A 17,469-nucleotide genomic window follows, 5' to 3' on the forward strand; every position below is an offset into this window, starting at 1 on the left:
GGATGAGGCCCACCAGCGACGTACGACTCCTCCTGACCTCCGACACCCATCTGCCCAGGCGGGCCCGGCGGCTGCCGGCGGAGCTCCTGACCGCCATCGAGGCCGCCGACGTGGTGCTGCACGCCGGTGACTGGGTGGACGTCGCGACCCTCGACCTGCTGGAGGCCCGCGCCGCGCGGCTGCTGGGCGTTCACGGCAACAACGACGGGCCCGAGCTGCGGGCCCGGCTGCCCGAGGTGGCGCGGGCCGAACTCGGCGGGCTGCGGTTCGGGATCGTCCACGAGACGGGGCCCGCGCAAGGCCGTGAACGCCGGTGCGAGGAGCGGTTCCCCGACCTGGACGTCCTGGTGTTCGGGCACAGCCACATCCCCTGGGACAGCACGGCCCCCGGCGGCCTGCGGCTGCTGAACCCCGGCTCGCCCACCGACCGCCGCCGCCAGCCCCACTGCACCTACATGACCGCCGTCGTCACCGCGGGCCGGCTGGCCGACGTACGCCTCCACCACCTGCCTCCGCGCCACCCGGTGGGCCCGGGGGCCCCGTAGAGCGGATACGGTGCTGCTGTGGTGATCGACAGGGAGGACACGGCCGGGACGGCGCTGCTGCTGGCGGCCGCCCCCGTCGGCAAGGGACGACTGATCGACGCGGTGGGCGTGCTCCCCGCACTCGCCGCCGTACCGCCGGGCGCGCTGACCGGCACGGCGGCCGCGACACTGGTCGAGCTGGCCGACCCGCTCGACCCGCAGGCCGTCCTCACCCGCCTGCGGGCGGCCGTCGCCGCGCCCGGGCCGCTCTCGCTCTACATCGCCGGACAGCTCCACCTCGACCACCGGCAGCGCCTGCCGCACCTCGCCCTGGCGCGCACGGCGCCCACCACACTGCGCTACACGGCGCTGCCCTGGCACTGGATCGCCGGTGAGCTCAAACTCCGCCGCCCCGGCACGACCACGGTCGTCGTCGACCTGGTCGCCGACGACCCGACGTGGCGTCGGCTCACCGCGGACCGCGGGCTCCTCGCGCTCTGCCACGGCGTGCGGGTGTACGGCCGGGTCGTCCCTCCACCGGCGCGCCGGACGATCGCGAGCCCCGACTACCTCAAGGCCTGCGCGGCGATCTGGCGCAGCGGCGCGCGCCCGTCCCTGGCGGCACTCCACGAGCAGGTCGTCGCACAGAGCGCGGCCGCACACGGCCCGGCCGCGCCGGGCGTGGCGCTGGTGTTCGCCGCCGACTTCCCGGCCTCGCCGTCGCCGGCTGCCGCGCCCCCGCTGTCGGTACCCCCGCTGTCCGCGTGTCCGCCGTCCGTACCGCCGGCGTACGCGCCCGCTGCGGCGCCCGCCCCGGCGGACCGGGACCCGGAGCCGGCGGCCGCGCCCCCGTCCGCGCCGGCGGTCCCGCCGGCGCGGCGGGAGAACGGCGCCGACCCGCTGCCGTCCATCCTGGCCGCCGCCGAGTCCGGCCGGCACGCCGAGGCGGCGGAGGCCGCCGCGGCCTGGGAGCAGCACGCCCACCGCACCCACGGCTCCGGCTCGCCCCAGGCGGTCCACTGGCTGGAGGTGCGCGCCGATCTGGCCCGCCTGGCCGGGGACCCGGCGGCCAGCTGCCGGCTGTGGATGGTCGCCGCGGAGGCCAGGCTGGCCCGTCGGCAGACCCTGGACGACCCCGAGGTCGAGGGCGCCGTCGACCGCGCCCACCACCAGTGGGAGCGGCTCCGCGACGGCGAGGCCGCCCGCGCGCTCGCCCCCGCCCTGATCGCCCTCCGCCGCCGGGTGCCCGGGCGCCAGCGCGGCGCGCTCCAGGTGCTCCAACGCCGGCTCGAACGCTGGCACGACACCACCGAAGATGTCATGCGCTGACAGCCTGGCCGAAAGATGTCCTCATCGGCCGCTCCTACGGTCATTTTTCGTACTGGCGGGCCGACTCTCCCTACCATGTGCCTCTCGTACGAACGACCCGACGGCACCCGAGCGGATGAGGACTGGATGGCACGCGAGTTGTGGAGCCCCGCGGAAATCGACACGACCGTGCCCAGCGTGGCGCGCATGTACGACTTCTTCCTGGGCGGCAGTGACAACTACGAGTCCGACCGCGAGGCGTGCGAGCTCCTGCTGAAGCAGGTGCCGAGCACCAAGACGCTGGCGGTGAACAACCGGCGCTTCCTGCGCCGGGTCGTGCGCGTGCTCGCCAAGGAGTACGGAATTCGCCAATTCATCGACCACGGGTCCGGCCTGCCCACCCAGGACAACGTCCACCAGGTGGCCCAGGCCGTCGACCCCGACGCCTCCGTCGTGTACGTCGACAACGACCCCATCGTCCTGGCGCACGGCCGCGCCCTCCTGGACGAGAACGACCGGACCGCGGTCATCCAGGCCGACATGCGCGACACCGACGGCATCTTCGGCCACGAGGAGACCAGGCGGCTGATCGACTTCAGCCGGCCGGTCGCGGCCCTGTTCGTGTCGGTGCTGCACTGCATCCCCGACGAGGACGACCCGGGCGCGCTGATCCGGCGGGTGGCCGAACGCCTCGTGCCGGGCAGCTTCCTGGTCGTGTGCCAGCTCGTCAGCGACCGTCCGGAGATCCGTGCCTTCGTGACCGACTTCATGGCGGAGGCCACCGACGGCCACTGGGGCCGGGTGCGCGAGGAGCACGAGGTCGCCGGGTTCCTCGACGGTCTGGAGATCCTCGACCCGGGCCTGGTGGAGGTGTCGACCTGGCGCCCCGACAGCGACCTCGCCCCCGTCCAGCAGACCGACGAGTGGGTCGAGTGGGGTGGCGTCGCCAGAATCGGCTAGCCTCCCCGGCCGCGTGGCCGCCCAGCCGGATGGCAGGTGGTCGCGCCCGCGTCCGGCGCCGCCGTCAGGTGTAGCGCCGGATCCGCTCCTCCAGCAGCACCAGGGACTCCTTCGGAGTGAGAGCGCAGGCCCCCAGTCTGTCGAGCATGTCGCGGTACTGCTCGACGGTCTGGGGCTTCTGGCTGAAGGTGCTGTCCGTCAAGTGCTCGATGTAGACGGCGTCCTTGAGGTCGCCGAGCGCGAAACGCAGGTACGTCACGCCCGTCCCCACGCCCACCGACGCGGTGACGTCCAGCGGCGCGACCTGCACGGTGATGTGGGGCCGCCGCATCAACGCGGCGAGGTGCTCCAACTGCTCCCGCATCACCCGCGGGCCACCGACCGTGCGCATCAGCACCGACTCGTCGATCACGGCCCACAACCGGGGCGCGTCCCGCTGGTCGAGCTGGCGCTGTCGCTCCCGCCGCAGGTCCACCCGGCGGCGGACCTCGTGGGGGAGGAGCCGGGCGGGCCCCGACTCGATCACCGCACGTGCGTAGGACGAGGTCTGCAACAGGCCCGGCACGTAGAACGGCTCGTACGTGCGGATGATCGCCGCCGCTCCCTCCAGCGCGACCAGCGGTGTGAAGAAGTCGGACAGGACGTCACTGAAGGACCGCCACCAGTCGGTCCGGCGCGACTGGGCGACCAGCCGCTGGAACTCCGTGACCAGGTCCTCGTCCTCCACGCCGTACAGCCGCAACAGGGCCTCCGCGTCGGCGGGTTTGCACCCGTGGCGGCCCAGCTCGATCCTGCTGGTCTTCGACCGCGGGAAGCCGAGGCGCTGGTCGACGTCGGCGGGGTCGAGCCCCGCGTGCACGCGGAGTTCGCGCAGTTTGCCGCCCAGGATCAGCTTCAGGGCGGTCGGGTTGTTCTCGACCGCCCCGAGGGGCCGGACGAACAACGACGGGCTCCGTTCCGTAGCGGTCATCTTGACGCTCCTGCTCTGTGAGGACATGACAGTATCCAGCACAGGGTCCGGCGAACCAGAGCGCGGGGCGAACCGGTGGCCGGATCAGTCCAGTACGGAATCGAAGTCGCCGTCGCGGGCTCCCGCGACGAAGGCGGCTATCTCGTCACGTGTGTAGATCAGGGCCGGCCCGTGGGGATCACGGGAGTTGCGGACGGCGACCCGGTCACCGGGCAGCTCGGCCAACTCCACGCAGTTCCCGGTGGCGTTGCTGCGCCTGCTCTTGGTCCAGGTGACCGATCCCAGGGCCCCGGCCCGCATACCGTTGAAGAACTCCACAACCACCAACCCCTGCCGTTTCGTTCAGGCGTTCCAGACAACCTTGACTGCAATCTCAGATGCAATTGCATTTTGCGTGCGGAGCCGACGATACTCGTTCCAGATCGCCTGCCGCACCGTCGAACACCGAAGCCTGCAGGGGGACATGCCCAGTGACGGTTCACACGTCGGCCTTATCGCGTACGGACACCGCGCTGCCGTGCGACGAGAATCTCGGCGCCTTCGCAGCCTGCGGGCTCGGCGGCTGCCCGAGGAGCGCGGGTCAGGCGCGGCGGTTCGTCAGGGCCACGCTGACCTCATGGGCGCTGCCGTCACTCGTACCGGACATGGCGGTGGTCGTCAGTGAGCTCGTGACCAACGCCGTCCAGCACGGGCTGGCCACGTCGTCGTCGCCGCCCTCGGACAACCCGGTCTGGCTGGGGCTCTTCCGCTACCCCGATGTGGTGGTGTGTGCCGTGTCCGACCCGAGTTGCGACCCACCGCGACCGCGTACCGCGCACGACACCGCGGGGAACGGCCGGGGGCTCGGCCTGGTCGAGGCGCTGAGCGCGTCGTGGTCCTGGGACGCGGCCCCCCTGTGGGGCAAGACCGTCTGGGCGTCCCTCGCCGTGCCCGGCGGCCCCACCCGGCCCCCCGTTTGACTCGCGGCCCTACCCGCGCCGGCTGCTCGGCCCGACCCGCGGCCGTTCCCCCTCGCCCGACCCGCGGCGGTCCCGCCACGCTTGATCTCCGCCCCCGCCCCCGGGACCGGCGGTCACCCGCCGGTCTCCTCGCCCGTGCCGCGCGACACGGCCGGCCCGCACGGCGCCCGGCGGCGACGTGCGGGCCGGCGGGCGCGCGTCAGTCCTGGACGGCGGCCGAGAGGTTCTCGGAGATGACGTTCTCCAGGATGTGCGACAGGGCGCTGTCGCCCTTGACCGCGGTGGAGTTCTCGGCGCACTGCTGGTTCTGCGTGTCGTTCACCAGGTCCTGGACGCCGATGTTGATCAGGAGGATGTTCTGGACGTCGCCCTCGACGGGCAGGCCGACGCACAGCTTGTTCAGCGACCCCTGAACGAGCCCGACCTGCGGGCTCATCCGGCCCCCGGTCGTGGTGTTGCCGTACGACTGGGTGGCGAAGTTGCCGTTCTGCGTGTCGATTCCGCGGTCGCCCACGGCGGCGGCCATCGGCGCGGCCGCACCGACGACGGCGGCGGCGATGCCGGCCGTGGCCAGAACCTTCTTGATCATGTTCGTCCTTCATCGTCGTGACACCCGGAACCCCGGGGTTCCTTTGCGTAACAGAGGGCTCCGTGACGCGTAACGGCCCGGCCGCCGGGGGACCGCGAGTTCACCCTTTCGCCGCACACCCCGGCGGCGGCCGGCGGGACGCATCGGGGGCGCGGGGGAATGACGCCGGGCCGGAGCGGTCACACATGGCTGCATGAACCATTCCGCAGCGGATGAACAGATCGTCGAACGGCTCGTACCGGCGTGGCTGGAGGAGGCGGCGCGCAATGACGCGAGCGCCGCCGAGGAGGCGCGGGAGGGATGGCGGCGGGGCGGCCTGTCCCCGGACGCCGCCCGCGAGCTGGCCGACTGGGTGACGGCACGGGTCACCGACACCGGTTTCAACGAGGACGAGGGGCCCGTGCCCGACGGGCCCGTACGCATCAGCGTCGCCGACAAGGCGGCCGTCCACCGCTGGCTCACCGCGCAGGGGTACGACGTGTGAGGTGCCGCCGCCCCGGCCCGGTACTCGTACATGGCACCCGCACCCGGCGTCGGCTTGGTGTGTACCTGACGCTAGAGTGCGGTGCTCGGTCCACTGGCGTACGGAGGAGGGGGCGGCGCATGAACGGGCAACTGCGCGACGCGGCGACGGAGTTGGCGGCCGTGCTGTGGCGGGAACACACCGTCTACCGCGAGCGGTCCGGGGGCGTGGTCATCCGTGGCGAGCACGTCAAGCGCTGGATCAGTCTCGCCCCCGCCGGTGGCAGGGACGAGATACTCCTGCGGGCCGGCCGCATCCTGGACGGCGGCACGACCGCCCCGGCCCGCTCCGAGGCGGTCATGCCGCTCACCGCGGGGACGGCGGAGCTGGCCGCCGCGTGCCGGCGCCTGCTCGCCGAGACGGCTGCCGACGCCGCCCCCCGCACCGCCGCCGCCGTCGCCGGAAAGCGGCGGAAGGCGGCGAGGACGAGAACCCGGCGGCCGGGTGCCCGCCGGGCGGGGCGCGGGACGCGGCACACCGGCGCCGGCTCCTGGATCGTGCTGTTGTGCCTCGCCTCGGTCGTCGCCTACCACCTGTGGAGCGTCCGGGCGATGCCCTGAGCCGAACCCTTGCCCGCGCTGTTCCCGCGCCGCCTTTCGTGGTCCACTTGAGGGCAGGCAGGGAGCGGAACCGATGAGAGTGCGACGCGGGTCGGGCCGGACCGGCGCAGCCGTCGCCGCCGTGATGTGCGCGGCGATGACCGCCGGCCTCTCGTCGTGCTCCGGGACCGGTCCGGCGCCCGCGACGTCCGTACCCCCGAGCCCGCCCGGACGGGGCGTGTCGCCCTTCACGGGACTGCCGGCCGCCCTCGCACCGGTGCTCGCCGTCAAGATCGACAACGTTCGTCCGGCGCGGCCGCACACCGGCCTGGGCGCGGCGGACATCGTCTACGTCGAGCAGGTGGAGTCGGGCCAGACCCGGTTGCTCGCGGTCTACTCGTCGCGGCTGCCCTCCCGGGTGGGTCCGGTGCGCAGCGCACGCGAGTCCGACCTGGAGCTGCTGCGCCAGTTCGGCCGCCCCGCCCTCGCCTACTCCGGCGAGCAGTCCGCGCTCCGCCCCCTGATCGACGCCGCCCCGCTGTTCGCCCTGGCCCCGCGCGACGCCCCCCGCGCGTACGCCCGTGGCCAGGACCGCCCGGCCCCGCACAACCTGTACGTCCGGCCCGAACGCGTCCTGGCCGCCGCCCCGCGGGCCGATGCGGCCAAGGACATCGGCTTCCGCTTCGGCGCCGAGCCCCCGGGCGGCCGGCGGGTGAACGAGCACACCGTGCGCTATCCGGCCGCCCGGTTCACCTTCACCTGGTCGGCCACCGGCGACCGGTGGCTGGTCGCCATGGACGGGTCGCCCGCGCGCGGTACGGACGGCGAGCGGGCGGCGGCCCGGACGGTCGTCGTCCAGGACGTCGACGTCCGTCCGTCGCGCTTCCGCGACCGGGGTGGCAACGTCACGCCGTACACCAGCACGGTGGGCTCCGGGACCGCGCTCGTCCTGCGCGACGGCAGGAGTCACGACGCGCGGTGGAGCCGTCCCTCCGCGGACGGCGCCACCACCTTCACCACTCCCGCCGGAGAGCCCCTGACCTTCGCCCCCGGGCAGGTCTGGGTCGTGCTCAAGGGGCGGTGACGCCGCTGCCGGTGTCCCGCGACGGCCTCGGCCCGACGGGACGGGGCGGGATCGGGCGCCGGCCGGGTCAGGCGTCCGCCGCGGTCAGGCGGGTCAGCTGCGCCGGGGTCAGCGTCAGGCCCGCGGCCAGGGCACAGTCCCGTACGTTATCGGCGCGGCGGGCCCCGGGGATCGGCACGACCCGGGGCGACAGGGCCAGCATCCAGGCCAGGCACACCCGCTGGGGGCTCACGCCCAGCTCGGCGGCGACCTCGTGGAACGCGCGGTGCCGCGACCCCAGCGCGCCCGCCTCGCCCATGCCGCCCAGCGGGCTCCACGGCAGGAAGGCCAGCCCAAGCCGCTCGCACAGCTCCAGTTCCGGCAGGCTGCCGCGGAACGACGGCGAGAACTGGTTCTGCACCGCGACGAGCCGCTCGCCCAGGATGCCGTGGGCCAGCCGGATCTGCTCCGGGTCGGCGTTCGAGACGCCCACCGCCCTCACCTTACCCGCGTCGCACAGCTCCTTCAGGGCGCCGACGGACTCGGCGTACGGCACCGCCGGATCCGGGCGGTGGTACTGGTACAGCCCGATCGCCTCCACCCCCAGCCGCCGCAGCGACGCGTCGGCGGCCCGGCGCAGGTGCTCCGGCGAGCCGTCGAGCGCCCAGTCGCCGTCCGGGCGGGTGTGACCGCCCTTGGTGGCGACCAGGACGTCCGACGTGTCACCCCCGTACGCGGCCAGCGCTTTGGCTATCAGGGTCTCGTTGTGGCCGGGGTCGCCGGCGTCCAGGTGATAGGCGTCGGCCGTGTCGATCAGGGTGATACCGGCGTCCAGCGCCGTGTGCAGGGTCGTGATCGCCTGCCGCTCGTCGGGGCGTCCCCGTACCGACAGCGGCATGGCGCCGAACCCGATCGCGCTCACCTCCACGCGTCCGATGCGGCGGGCCGGCAGGGAGTGGTGTGTTCGTGTCACTGTCACCGCTCCAGCCTCGGCCCAGGGCCCCGGCACTGTCCAACACCGGCTGCCGATGGCAGCCATCAGCCGTCCCGATCGCCCTCTCCGGACAGCGACGACAGCAGCGCCCGCACGGCCGCCGACGGGCGGGTGTGCGCCGGCCACGCCACGGACACCTCCCACTGGGCGTCCGTGGCCGGAACCAGCCGCCGCAGGCCACGGGCCTGCTCCTTGTCCGCCGCCGAGCGGGGCACCAACGCCACCGCCGTCCCGCGGCCCACGGCTTCGAGGAGCTTGTGCACGTCGTCCAGCTGCATGGCGATGGCCCGCCGGACGCCCGCGGTCCGGAACGCGGCGTCGGCCACCCGGCGCGACCCCCAGTGCGCGTGCAGGTCCACGAACACCTCGTTTGCCAGCCCCGCGAGATCCACCGGCTCCGCCCGGTCCGCCAGCGGGTTCCCGGGCGCGCACAGCAGCACCATGGGCTCGCGGGCCAGCGCCCGCAGCCGCAGCCCCGCGGTGTCGCCCGGGCCGGCGACGAAGGCCACGTCCAGGCGGCCCTGCCGCAGCCGTTCCAGCAGCAGGGCCGACCCCGCCTGCTCCACATGGACGTCCACCGAGGGGTGCCGCGCCCCGAACTCCATGAGGGTGCCGAACGGGTCGGCCGCGCCCATGCACTGCTCGGTGCCCACCCGCAGCGTCCCGCCGACCAGGCCCCGCACGGCCGCCACCGCCTCGCCCGCCGCCGCCGCGCTGTCCAGCGTGCGCCGGGCCTCCGGCAGCAGCGCCCGGCCGGCCTCGGTCAGCTCCACGCCGCGCGCCGTGCGGACGAACAGCTCGGCCCCCAGTTCCCGCTCCAGCGCGCGCACCGACGCGGACAGCCCCGACTGCGCCAGGTGCAGCCGGGCGGCGGCCCGGGTCACGTTGCCTTCCTCGGCGACGGCCACGAAATGTTCCAGATGCCGGAGCTCCACGCCGGGCAGTCTAGGGACCGCCGGCGGCCGGCGGCGCGCCGCCCCGGCCGGCGGGTGTCAGGCCGCCAGTCCGAGCCGGGCCTGCCGGGCGCTCGGACGCGCCACCGGCCCGGGCGGCACCCGCCGGACGGCGATCTCGCTCACGGCGGAACCGTCGACGGCGGCGGCGCCCCGCCCCGTCGCCGACCGTACCCGCACCGGACGGGCCAGCTCGGCCTGCGCGCGGGCCAGCAGGTCGGCCAGCCCCAGCCCGAGGGCGCGGGCGACGGCCGCGAGGACCTCCGACGAGGCCTCCTTGCGACCGCGTTCGAGCTCGGAGAGGTACGGCATCGATATGGCGGCCGCCTCGGCGACGTCCTTGAGCGTGCGCTCCTGTGCCAGGCGCTCGCGACGCAGGACACCACCGACGACGTGCCGCCACAGGGGCTCTACGGGTATGTGGTTGTTCACCCCCTCAGACTAGGAGGGCCGGCCCCGCCGCGAACCGCCGCGGCGGCGGGTGGCGTTCCGCTCTCGGTGGAATCGGCCGGGCGCCGCGCCTCTGCGACGATGCCCGCAGGGGCAGGGGCAGGGGCAGGGGCAGGGGCACGGACAGAGACGGGGACGGGGCCATGGACACGGACGAGGACGTCATCCCGATCCTTCGGGTCGCGGACGCGGCCGTGGCGGTCGCCTGGTACGGGCGGCTGGGTTTCACGCCGACGTGGGAACACCGCTTCGGCGCCGGCTTCCCGGCGTTCGTCGAGGTCGCCCGAGGCGGCGTCCGGTTGTTCCTGTCGGAGCACCACGACGACGCCCGGCCGGACACGCTGCTGTACCTCCGCGTCCACGATGTCGACGCCCTCGCGGCGGAGTTCGGCGTGCGGCCGGCGGACCGGCCGTGGGCGCGCGAGATCGAGCTGCGCGACCCGGACGGCAACCGCGTCCGCGTGGGCACGCCGACACCATGACCGGCCGGCCCATCCGCGCCCGGGGCCGACAACCCCCGACCCGCCCCCGCCGGCCGGCGTCCCCGCCCGTACGGGGCCTCCCGGCGCCGTACACGTGATCGACTGGTCGGGTCGGACGGGCGGCCTTACGGTCGAACAGTGGACGGAGGCGTCCCCGACGCTCCGTGACCGTCAGCTGACCCTCCGACGAGGGATGCGTGCCATGACCGGATCCCAGCAGACCCCCGCCCCCCGGTCCACCACCTCCGAACGGGGCGGCGGGAATGCGATGGCGCTCCTGGTCATCGCCTCGTGCCAGTTGATGGTGGTGCTCGACATCACCATCGTGAACATCGCCCTGCCGCACATCCAGAACTCGCTGCACTTCTCGACCACCAACCTCTCCTGGGTGGTCAACGCCTACACGCTCACCTTCGGCGGCCTGCTGCTGCTCGGCGGACGCGCGGGCGACATCATCGGCCGCCGGCGGGTGTTCGTCTTCGGTGTGCTGCTGTTCGTCCTCGCCTCGCTGCTCGGCGGGCTCGCCCAGAACTCCGGACAGCTCCTCGCCGCCCGCGCGCTCCAGGGCGTCGGCGGCGCCATCGCCTCCCCGACGTCCCTCGCGCTGATCAGCACCACGTTCAAGGAAGGACCGGAGCGCAACCGGGCGTTCGGCGTGTTCGCCGCGGTCTCCGCCGGCGGCAGCGCCATCGGGCTGCTCGCGGGCGGCCTCCTCGTCGAATGGCTCGACTGGCGGTGGGTGCTGTTCGTCAACGTGCCGATCGGGCTGCTCATCGCCCTCGCCACGCCGAAGTGGATCAAGGAGTCCGAGCGTCATCCCGGCAACTTCGACATCACCGGGGCGCTGACCTCCACCCTCGGCATGGTGCTGCTGGTCTACGGGTTCATCCGGGCCGCGCAGGACGGCTGGAGCGACCCGCTCACCGTGGCGTCCTTCGCGGTCGCCGTGGTGATCCTGGCCCTGTTCGTCTTCGTCGAGCGGCGCTCCCGGCAGCCCATCACCCCGCTGCGCATGTTCGCCGACCGCAACCGGGCGGGCACCTACGCGATCATGCTCAGCCTCGCCGCCGCGATGTTCGGCATGTTCTTCTTCCTGACCCTCTTCGTGCAGAACGTCCTCGACTTCAGCCCGCTCCGGGCGGGCCTGGCGTTCCTGCCGGTCAGCGCGATCATCGCGGTCGGCGCCGGACTGGCGTCGCAGCTCCTGCCCAGGTACGGCCCCAAACCCTTCATGGTGACCGGAGGGCTGCTCGCGGCCGCCGGGCTCGCCTGGCTGACCCTGACCGACGTCCACTCCACCTACCTCGGCAGCGTGCTGGGGCCCATGCTCGTCTTCGGCCTCGGTATGGGCATGGAGTTCGTCTCCCTCACCCTGATGGCCCTGTCCGACGTCCCCGTGCACGAGACCGGAGCCGCTTCCGGTCTGCTGAACGCCACCCAGCAGGTCGGTGGCTCGCTCGGACTGTCCATCCTGGTCACGATGTTCGGCACGGCGAGCGCCGGCGAGGCGGAGAAGCAGGTGTCCGCCTTCCTCTCCCAGGCCGGTCCGGCGGAGCGGCTGCGGTTCCAGCGCACCGGTGAACTGCCGCCGCCCTGGGCCGACCAGGTCCTGACGTCCGGCGTCTCGGCGGCGTTCGTCGTGGCGGCCGTCTTCACCGCCGTCGCTGCCCTCGTCGCCCTGTTCGTCATCCAGGTGCGGCCCTCCGACATCGAGCGCCTCAAGGGCGGGGTGGGTCCGGGCGGCCTGTGAGCTCCTCGGGTACGGCGGGAACACCCCCGGCGGATTCCGTACCCCGCCGCCTAGAATCGCCGGGCATGGAGCACATACCGCACGGCTCGCCCGACGACCCGAACCCGCTCCGCAGGCTCTCCCTGGAGCAGCTGCGCCGCCGCACCAGCATCAAGTGGCGCGCCTACCCCGAGGACGTACTGCCCCTGTGGGTCGCCGAGATGGACGTGCCGCTGGCCGGGCCCGTGGCCCGGGCGGTGACCGACGCGGTGGCCCTCGGTGACACGGGCTATCCCGCGGGAACGGGGTACGCCGAGGCGCTGGCGTCGTTCGCGAGCGAGCGGTGGGGCTGGGACACACTCGCCGTGGAGCGGACCCGGCTCGTGTCCGATGTGATGACGGGTGTCGTCGAGGTGCTCAAGCTGATCACCTCACCCGGTGACGCGGTCGTGGTCAACTGCCCCGTGTACCAGCCGTTCTACCTCTTCGTCGAGCACATGGGGCGCCGGATCGTGGAAGCGCCGCTCGACGAGCGGGCCCGGATCGACCCGGGCGGGCTCGAGGACGCGTTCCGGCGGGCCGTGCGGGGCGGCCACCGCGCGGTGTACCTGCTGTGCAGCCCGCACAACCCGACCGGCACCGTGCACACCACCGGGGAGCTGGCCGCCGTGGCGGCGCTCGCCGCCCGCCATGGCGTACGGGTCGTGGCCGACGAGATCCACGCCCCCGTCGTGTCCCGCTCGGCGCGTTTCGTGCCCTACCTGAGCGTGGCGGGCGCCGAGAGCGGCTTCTCCCTGATGTCCGCGTCCAAGGCGTGGAACCTGGCCGGGCTCAAGGCCGCCCTGGTGACGGCCGGACCGGCGGCCGCCGGCGACCTGGCGCGGATGCCGCCCGAGGTGGGCCACGGCCCCAGTCACCTGGGCGTCATCGCCCACACGGCCGCCTACCGGGACGGCGGCGACTGGCTCGACGCCCTGCTCGGCGGGCTCGACGAGAACCGGAGCCTGCTGGCCGCCCTGCTGGCCGAGCACCTGCCGGGAGTGCGGCACCTGCCCGGTGAGGGCACCTACCTGGCGTGGCTGGACTTCCGGGCCCTCGGCCTGGGCGACGACCCGGCCGCCGTCCTCCTCGAACGCGGCCGGGTCGCGCTGCACCCCGGCCCGCCGTGCGGCACCGGCGGCGCGGGCCATGCCCGGCTGAACCTCGCCACCTCGCCCGGGATACTCACCGAGGCGGTCCGGCGCATGGCCGCGGCCCTGTGACCTACCCGGCCGCCCGCGCGGCGGGAGTGCCGGTCATGTACGCCGACCACACCCGCAACGGCAGGAAGTCGGCCCGGTCCGACGCGCTCCCGCCCACCCCGTTCATCGGCAGCAGCCCGTCCGTGCCGGGCCGGCTGCGGAACACCGTGACGGCGGTGGACAGCCGGCCGGTGTAACCGACGAACCACGACGCGGGCACCCGGTCCCCGGCACCCGTCCGGCCGGCGGCGACCGGGGGCAGGCTGCGGATCGCGTCCGGCGCCATGACGTCCACCGCCACGTCCCGCAGTGCCCGCGCGACCTCACGGGCCACCCGCTCGTCCAGCGCCCGCCGGGCGGCGGGGCGCTCCAGCCCCTCCAGCGGCGTGCCGAGGTGGCTGACCGCGGTGACGGAGTACGGGTCGGTCCGCCGCCCGCCGGCGGCGAACGTGCCGTAAGCGCCGGCCATCCTGATCGCGCTCGGAGTCGACGTGCCGGTGGGGAACGACGGCTCCAGCGGCGCCATGCTCAGCGGCAGCAGGCCCGAACCGACGGCGAGGTCCCGCACCCGGTCCAGCCCCACCGCCTCGCCCAGCCGGCCGTAGAGACCGCTGTCGCCCCGCACCAGCGCCCGGCGCAGCACTTCCGGCGCGCCGGCCCCGGGACCGGCGCCGTGTTCGAGCGCGGCCGCCATGACGAACGGGGTGAACGCCGACCCCACCGGTACCCCGGCCGTGTCCGCGTTGTTGGTGAAGTGCTCGGTGGCGTCGGGGCCGCCGTACAGCGCCAGCACCGCGCCGTCGCCCGGGCGGATCGACGCCGCGCCGATCTCCACGTCCCGGTCGGCGATCCGGCGGGCCGGGTCGAGGGACGTCTGCCGCACGTCCTCCACCGTCTTCCGCAGCCGTTCCACCTCCCGTTCGTCGAAGGTGGTGCGGATCCGGTAACCGCCGCGCCCCAGCTGCTCGGTGGTAAGCCCGGTGCGGTTCTTGATGTACTTGTCGGCGACGTCCACCAGGTAGCCGATCTGGCCGGACATGCTGGTGGACACCGACTTCGGCCGGGGCTCGGGGAAGACGGTGTACTTCGCCCGCTGCTCGGCGGACAGGTACCCGAGTTCCACCTGCCGGTCCAGGACGTACCCCCACCGCTCGACGGCCCGGCGGTGGTGGGCCGCGCTCAGCGAAGGGTCGTACAGCTCACCGCCCTTGAGCAGCGCGGCCAGCAGAGCGCCGCGCGAGGGGTCGAGGTCCTTGGCGTCCATGCCGTAGTACGCCACCGCCGCGGCCTGTACGCCGTAGGCGTTGCGGCCGAACCAGCTGGTGTTGAGGTAGCCCTGGAGGATGTCCTGTTTGGACAGCGACCTCGACAGCTTGACCGACAGGCACAGCTCGCGCAGTTTGCGGTCGAGGGTCTGCTCGGGAGTGAGGTAGGTGTTCTTCACGTACTGCTGCGTGATGGTGGAACCGCTCTGCACGTCCTGGCCGCGCGCCATGTTCACCACGGCCCTGGCCAGTCCGCGCACCGAGAACCCCGGGTCGCTGTAGAACGTGGCGTTCTCGGTGGCGATCACGGCGTTCTGCAGGGACGGCGGGATGTCGGACAGGGGGACGTTCTGCCGGTTGACGGGCCCGACGCTCACCATCTGGGTGCCGTCCGCCCAGTAGTACACATTGGCCTCGGCCCGCGCGTCGGCGTTCACATCCGCGATCTCGACCGTGGAGTACACGTACCCCACCAGCGCGACGACCGCGGCGAGGCCGGTCAGTGCCAGGACGAGCACCTGACGCCACGACGGCACCCAGCGCAGGACGCCCCGCCGGTCGCGGCGCGGGTAGTCGACGCGGAAGCGGCGGTACGCGCCCGGGGGCGGGCCGGCCGGCACCCGGCCCCGCGGCGGTGGGCTCCCCGCCGGCCCGCGCGGAATCCACGTCCTCCGTCCCCAGCGACGCGGCACGGCTCATCGCCCCCCTTTTTTCCGTACGGTGGCTGCTCGTCACCTACTACGGGACGCGGCGGCCACCCGTTCAGGCGGGCGGTGGGGGAGGGGCGGGTTCCCAGCGGGTCGCCGGCGGAGGCGCGGTGGGTGCCCGGAGGGCTGTCGGCGGGCGCCGGAGGGCTGTCGGAGGCTGTCGGCGGGTTTCTCAGCCGCCGAGGGGCAGGCCCGCGGGGAGACCGCCGAGCAGGCCGCCGCCGACCGGCAGGGGGGACGCCTGCTGCCCCGGGGAGTCGGGGGAGGTGCTGAGCGGGCCGGTGCTGTTGAGGTTGGTGACGACCGGAGCGCCGACCGACGCGGGCGGCTGGTCGCCGGCCACCGCGGGACCGGCGGCGGCGACGCTCGCACCGGCGATCGACGCGCACACGACGAGCAGACGGGTACGGGGGTGTCGGGACATGGCGTGCTCCTGTTGCGTGAGGGAGGGATCCGGCCGGATTTCGCGGCTGGAATGTGCAACGAACGTGACCGGCCGACGACACGGTCCCCCCACCGCCCCGGCCCGCCCCCAGCGTCCCCGTGCGCCCGGGCCGCCCGGGGCGGACCGTGCGGTCAGACGGACCGTGCGACGCGGAACCCCACGTCGTCGATCCGCAGGGTCGGATGACTACGGCGGCGCACCGAGGCGCGGCAGCTCCAGCGCTCGTCGAACCACCCTCCGCCGCGCAGCACCCGGTAGGTGCCGTAGACCTCCGGGTCGTACAGGTCCCAGCACCACTCCCACACATTGCCCAGCATGTCGTGCAGACCCCAGGAGTTGGGTCGCCTGCCGCCCACCTCGCGCATCCGCTCCAGGGAGTTGCCGCGGTGCCAGGCGATCTCGTCGAGGTCTCCGTAGCGCGCGCCGGTGGTGCCGGCCCGGCACGCGTGCTCCCACTCGGCTTCGGTGGGAAGCCGGTACCCGTCCGACGACGCGTCCCACTCGACACCCTCGCCGTCACCACGCACACGGTACGCGGGCGACAACCCCTCGCTCACGGACAGGGCGTTGCAGAACCGGACGGCGTCCCACCACGAGACGCTCTCGACCGGCAGCCGGTCACCGTGGGCGCTGCTCGGCCGCTGCCCGGTGACGGCCGCGTACCGCGCCTGGGTGACCGGGTGGACGCCCAGGCGGTAGGGCGTCAGCTCGACCGGCCACGTGCGGCCGGTCCGCCGGTCCGACAGCGTCACCCACCCCGCCGGGACCGGTACCGTCCCCCCGTTCTCCGTCAGGCCCACGCCCTCCGCCGCACCGACGGCCCCCGTAGCGTCCGCGTCCCCCGTCATGTCCTCGCCCCCGACTCCGCCCCCACCGACTCCATGATCGGGTGATCGTACCGGGGTGCGCGCACTTCGCGGCGGGCCCATGGCGTTCGCGCCACGGGCCCGCCTGCCGACGACCCGGTCGGCGGGACCGACCCCGCACAGGCCGACGCCGGCGCCGGGAGGCGCGGCACAGCGGGGTCGCCGTGCCGGCCGGCCGGCGCCGGCGTCGGTCCGTGCGGGCGTCAGTGGTCGCCCGGCTTGATCCGGCCGCGCCAGCCGCCGGACTCGCCACCCTGACCCTCGATGAAGTCCTTGAACCGCCGCATGTCACCCTTCACGCGCCGGTCGATCGTCCCGGTCAGATCGGCGGCCTTCTCGGCGACGCCGCTGGTCTCCACGTCCATCACCAGCTCCACGCGCGTGTGCGTGTCGTCCAGCCGCTGGAAGCTGACCACACCCTTCTGCTGGGTGTCGCCGCTGATGGTCCTCCACGCGATCCGCTCGTCGGGCAGCTGGTCGACGATCTCGGTGTCGAACTCTCGCCGTACCCCACCGATCTTCGTCTTCCAGTGGTTGTGACGGTCGTCGACCTGGACGACCTCCTCGACGCCCTCCATGAACCGCGGGAACTCCTCGAACAGCGTCCACTGGTTGTACGCGGTGTGGACGGGGACGTCGACCTCGACGGATTCCTTCACCTTGCTCATCTGGCGCCTCCTTGGTACCGGTCTGCGGCGCGGCGATTCCCGCCGCGCACGTCGGCCGGTGGTGCGGGTACCCGTTCACGCGGATCCATGCGTGGGACGTGCCCGGCGATCCGGGCGTGGCGATCCGCGCGCACCGGGCCGGCCGGGCCCCGCGCGTGACGGTGCCCCGCCCTCCCCCGTTATCTTCTTCGCGGTCCTGCAAGAGGGCCGCTGGCCTCCGGGCCCGGCATGACT

General features: G+C 73.9%; 20 protein-coding genes. 10 read left to right on the forward strand and 10 right to left on the reverse strand.

Going from position 1 to position 17,469, the window contains the following annotated elements; translation table 11 throughout:
* Positions 1 to 2: 2 nt before the first annotated feature.
* From IE109_RS20455 to IE109_RS20465, 3 genes are all read left to right on the forward strand, one after another.
* The gene (locus IE109_RS20455) at positions 3 to 545 is read left to right on the forward strand and encodes a metallophosphoesterase family protein (protein ID WP_189552368.1); all 543 of its coding nucleotides are present in this window, start codon (positions 3 to 5) and stop codon (positions 543 to 545) included.
* Positions 546 to 563: 18 nt separating this feature from the next.
* Complete coding sequence (locus IE109_RS20460; protein WP_189552369.1) at positions 564 to 1,853, forward strand: hypothetical protein; 1,290 nt, start codon at positions 564 to 566, stop codon at positions 1,851 to 1,853.
* A gap of 126 nt (positions 1,854 to 1,979) precedes the next feature.
* Positions 1,980 to 2,792 carry an SAM-dependent methyltransferase gene (locus IE109_RS20465; protein WP_189552370.1) on the forward strand — a complete coding sequence of 271 codons (813 nt, stop codon included), beginning with the start codon at positions 1,980 to 1,982 and terminating at the stop codon, positions 2,790 to 2,792.
* A 64-nt stretch (positions 2,793 to 2,856) separates the two neighbouring features.
* Here the strand turns inward: IE109_RS20465 and IE109_RS20470 are convergent, their stop codons facing one another.
* Complete coding sequence (locus IE109_RS20470) at positions 2,857 to 3,762, reverse strand: helix-turn-helix domain-containing protein (RefSeq protein WP_189552371.1); 906 nt, start codon at positions 3,760 to 3,762, stop codon at positions 2,857 to 2,859.
* Between the two features lie 84 nt (positions 3,763 to 3,846).
* Positions 3,847 to 4,080 carry a DUF397 domain-containing protein gene (locus IE109_RS20475; protein WP_229891305.1) on the reverse strand — a complete coding sequence of 78 codons (234 nt, stop codon included), beginning with the start codon at positions 4,078 to 4,080 and terminating at the stop codon, positions 3,847 to 3,849.
* 152 nt (positions 4,081 to 4,232) lie between these two features.
* On the opposite strand from IE109_RS20475, the gene IE109_RS20480 reads away from it, so the two are divergent.
* The gene (locus tag IE109_RS20480; protein ID WP_229891307.1) at positions 4,233 to 4,721 is read left to right on the forward strand and encodes an ATP-binding protein; all 489 of its coding nucleotides are present in this window, start codon (positions 4,233 to 4,235) and stop codon (positions 4,719 to 4,721) included.
* A gap of 199 nt (positions 4,722 to 4,920) precedes the next feature.
* Here the strand turns inward: IE109_RS20480 and IE109_RS20485 are convergent, their stop codons facing one another.
* The gene (locus tag IE109_RS20485; protein ID WP_189552373.1) at positions 4,921 to 5,310 is read right to left on the reverse strand and encodes a rodlin; all 390 of its coding nucleotides are present in this window, start codon (positions 5,308 to 5,310) and stop codon (positions 4,921 to 4,923) included.
* 193 nt (positions 5,311 to 5,503) lie between these two features.
* On the opposite strand from IE109_RS20485, the gene IE109_RS20490 reads away from it, so the two are divergent.
* The 3 genes from IE109_RS20490 (at position 5,504) to IE109_RS20500 (ending at position 7,456) form a co-directional block, all read left to right on the forward strand.
* The gene (locus IE109_RS20490; RefSeq protein WP_189552374.1) at positions 5,504 to 5,794 is read left to right on the forward strand and encodes a hypothetical protein; all 291 of its coding nucleotides are present in this window, start codon (positions 5,504 to 5,506) and stop codon (positions 5,792 to 5,794) included.
* 119 nt (positions 5,795 to 5,913) lie between these two features.
* Positions 5,914 to 6,393, forward strand: a complete 480-nt coding sequence (locus IE109_RS20495) for a hypothetical protein (protein ID WP_189552375.1) — start codon at positions 5,914 to 5,916, stop codon at positions 6,391 to 6,393.
* 73 nt (positions 6,394 to 6,466) lie between these two features.
* The gene (locus IE109_RS20500; RefSeq protein ID WP_189552376.1) at positions 6,467 to 7,456 is read left to right on the forward strand and encodes a DUF3048 domain-containing protein; all 990 of its coding nucleotides are present in this window, start codon (positions 6,467 to 6,469) and stop codon (positions 7,454 to 7,456) included.
* Positions 7,457 to 7,523: 67 nt separating this feature from the next.
* Here IE109_RS20500 and IE109_RS20505 read toward each other — a convergent pair whose 3' ends face one another.
* The 3 genes from IE109_RS20505 to IE109_RS20515 form a co-directional block, all read right to left on the reverse strand.
* The gene (locus IE109_RS20505) at positions 7,524 to 8,387 is read right to left on the reverse strand and encodes an aldo/keto reductase (RefSeq protein ID WP_189552417.1); all 864 of its coding nucleotides are present in this window, start codon (positions 8,385 to 8,387) and stop codon (positions 7,524 to 7,526) included.
* An 86-nt stretch (positions 8,388 to 8,473) separates the two neighbouring features.
* On the reverse strand, positions 8,474 to 9,364 hold the full coding sequence (locus tag IE109_RS20510; protein ID WP_189552377.1) for a LysR family transcriptional regulator: 891 nt from the start codon (positions 9,362 to 9,364) through the stop codon (positions 8,474 to 8,476).
* Positions 9,365 to 9,421: 57 nt separating this feature from the next.
* Positions 9,422 to 9,814, reverse strand: a complete 393-nt coding sequence (locus IE109_RS20515; protein WP_189552378.1) for a helix-turn-helix domain-containing protein — start codon at positions 9,812 to 9,814, stop codon at positions 9,422 to 9,424.
* 161 nt (positions 9,815 to 9,975) lie between these two features.
* On the opposite strand from IE109_RS20515, the gene IE109_RS20520 reads away from it, so the two are divergent.
* The 3 genes from IE109_RS20520 to IE109_RS20530 all read left to right on the forward strand — a co-directional run bounded on the left by IE109_RS20520 (position 9,976) and on the right by IE109_RS20530 (position 13,305).
* The gene (locus IE109_RS20520; protein ID WP_189552379.1) at positions 9,976 to 10,314 is read left to right on the forward strand and encodes a glyoxalase superfamily protein; all 339 of its coding nucleotides are present in this window, start codon (positions 9,976 to 9,978) and stop codon (positions 10,312 to 10,314) included.
* Positions 10,315 to 10,516: 202 nt separating this feature from the next.
* The gene (locus IE109_RS20525) at positions 10,517 to 12,064 is read left to right on the forward strand and encodes an MFS transporter (RefSeq protein ID WP_189552380.1); all 1,548 of its coding nucleotides are present in this window, start codon (positions 10,517 to 10,519) and stop codon (positions 12,062 to 12,064) included.
* A gap of 65 nt (positions 12,065 to 12,129) precedes the next feature.
* Positions 12,130 to 13,305: a MalY/PatB family protein gene (locus IE109_RS20530; RefSeq protein ID WP_189552381.1), complete on the forward strand. Its 1,176-nt coding sequence runs from the start codon at positions 12,130 to 12,132 to the stop codon at positions 13,303 to 13,305.
* 1 nt (position 13,306) lies between these two features.
* Here the strand turns inward: IE109_RS20530 and IE109_RS20535 are convergent, their stop codons facing one another.
* The 4 genes from IE109_RS20535 to IE109_RS20550 all read right to left on the reverse strand — a co-directional run bounded on the left by IE109_RS20535 (position 13,307) and on the right by IE109_RS20550 (position 17,235).
* On the reverse strand, positions 13,307 to 15,169 hold the full coding sequence (locus IE109_RS20535) for a transglycosylase domain-containing protein (protein WP_229891310.1): 1,863 nt from the start codon (positions 15,167 to 15,169) through the stop codon (positions 13,307 to 13,309).
* A gap of 259 nt (positions 15,170 to 15,428) precedes the next feature.
* Positions 15,429 to 15,680 carry a hypothetical protein gene (locus IE109_RS20540; RefSeq protein ID WP_189552382.1) on the reverse strand — a complete coding sequence of 84 codons (252 nt, stop codon included), beginning with the start codon at positions 15,678 to 15,680 and terminating at the stop codon, positions 15,429 to 15,431.
* Positions 15,681 to 15,832: 152 nt separating this feature from the next.
* On the reverse strand, positions 15,833 to 16,549 hold the full coding sequence (locus IE109_RS20545; RefSeq protein WP_189552383.1) for a formylglycine-generating enzyme family protein: 717 nt from the start codon (positions 16,547 to 16,549) through the stop codon (positions 15,833 to 15,835).
* 221 nt (positions 16,550 to 16,770) lie between these two features.
* A complete protein-coding gene (locus IE109_RS20550) occupies positions 16,771 to 17,235 on the reverse strand; it encodes an SRPBCC family protein (RefSeq protein WP_189552384.1) in 465 nt (154 codons plus the stop codon).
* Positions 17,236 to 17,469 lie beyond the last annotated feature (234 nt).

The sequence above is a fragment of the Streptomyces lavendofoliae genome (genome assembly GCF_014649735.1).
GTDB lineage: Bacteria > Actinomycetota > Actinomycetes > Streptomycetales > Streptomycetaceae > Streptomyces > Streptomyces lavendofoliae.

Excerpts from the sequence above, each read along its gene's own strand:
- IE109_RS20455 (WP_189552368.1), top strand. The coding sequence starts at position 3 with ATGAGGCCCACCAGCGACGTACGACTCCTCCTGACCTCCGACACCCAT.
- IE109_RS20465 (WP_189552370.1), top strand. The coding sequence starts at position 1,980 with ATGGCACGCGAGTTGTGGAGCCCCGCGGAAATCGACACGACCGTGCCC.
- IE109_RS20470 (WP_189552371.1), bottom strand. The coding sequence starts at position 3,762 with ATGACCGCTACGGAACGGAGCCCGTCGTTGTTCGTCCGGCCCCTCGGG.
- IE109_RS20485 (WP_189552373.1), bottom strand. The coding sequence starts at position 5,310 with ATGATCAAGAAGGTTCTGGCCACGGCCGGCATCGCCGCCGCCGTCGTC.
- IE109_RS20490 (WP_189552374.1), top strand. The coding sequence starts at position 5,504 with ATGAACCATTCCGCAGCGGATGAACAGATCGTCGAACGGCTCGTACCG.
- IE109_RS20495 (WP_189552375.1), top strand. The coding sequence starts at position 5,914 with ATGAACGGGCAACTGCGCGACGCGGCGACGGAGTTGGCGGCCGTGCTG.
- IE109_RS20500 (WP_189552376.1), top strand. The coding sequence starts at position 6,467 with ATGAGAGTGCGACGCGGGTCGGGCCGGACCGGCGCAGCCGTCGCCGCC.
- IE109_RS20520 (WP_189552379.1), top strand. The coding sequence starts at position 9,976 with ATGGACACGGACGAGGACGTCATCCCGATCCTTCGGGTCGCGGACGCG.
- IE109_RS20525 (WP_189552380.1), top strand. The coding sequence starts at position 10,517 with ATGACCGGATCCCAGCAGACCCCCGCCCCCCGGTCCACCACCTCCGAA.
- IE109_RS20530 (WP_189552381.1), top strand. The coding sequence starts at position 12,130 with ATGGAGCACATACCGCACGGCTCGCCCGACGACCCGAACCCGCTCCGC.
- IE109_RS20540 (WP_189552382.1), bottom strand. The coding sequence starts at position 15,680 with ATGTCCCGACACCCCCGTACCCGTCTGCTCGTCGTGTGCGCGTCGATC.
- IE109_RS20545 (WP_189552383.1), bottom strand. The coding sequence starts at position 16,549 with ATGACGGGGGACGCGGACGCTACGGGGGCCGTCGGTGCGGCGGAGGGC.
- IE109_RS20550 (WP_189552384.1), bottom strand. The coding sequence starts at position 17,235 with ATGAGCAAGGTGAAGGAATCCGTCGAGGTCGACGTCCCCGTCCACACC.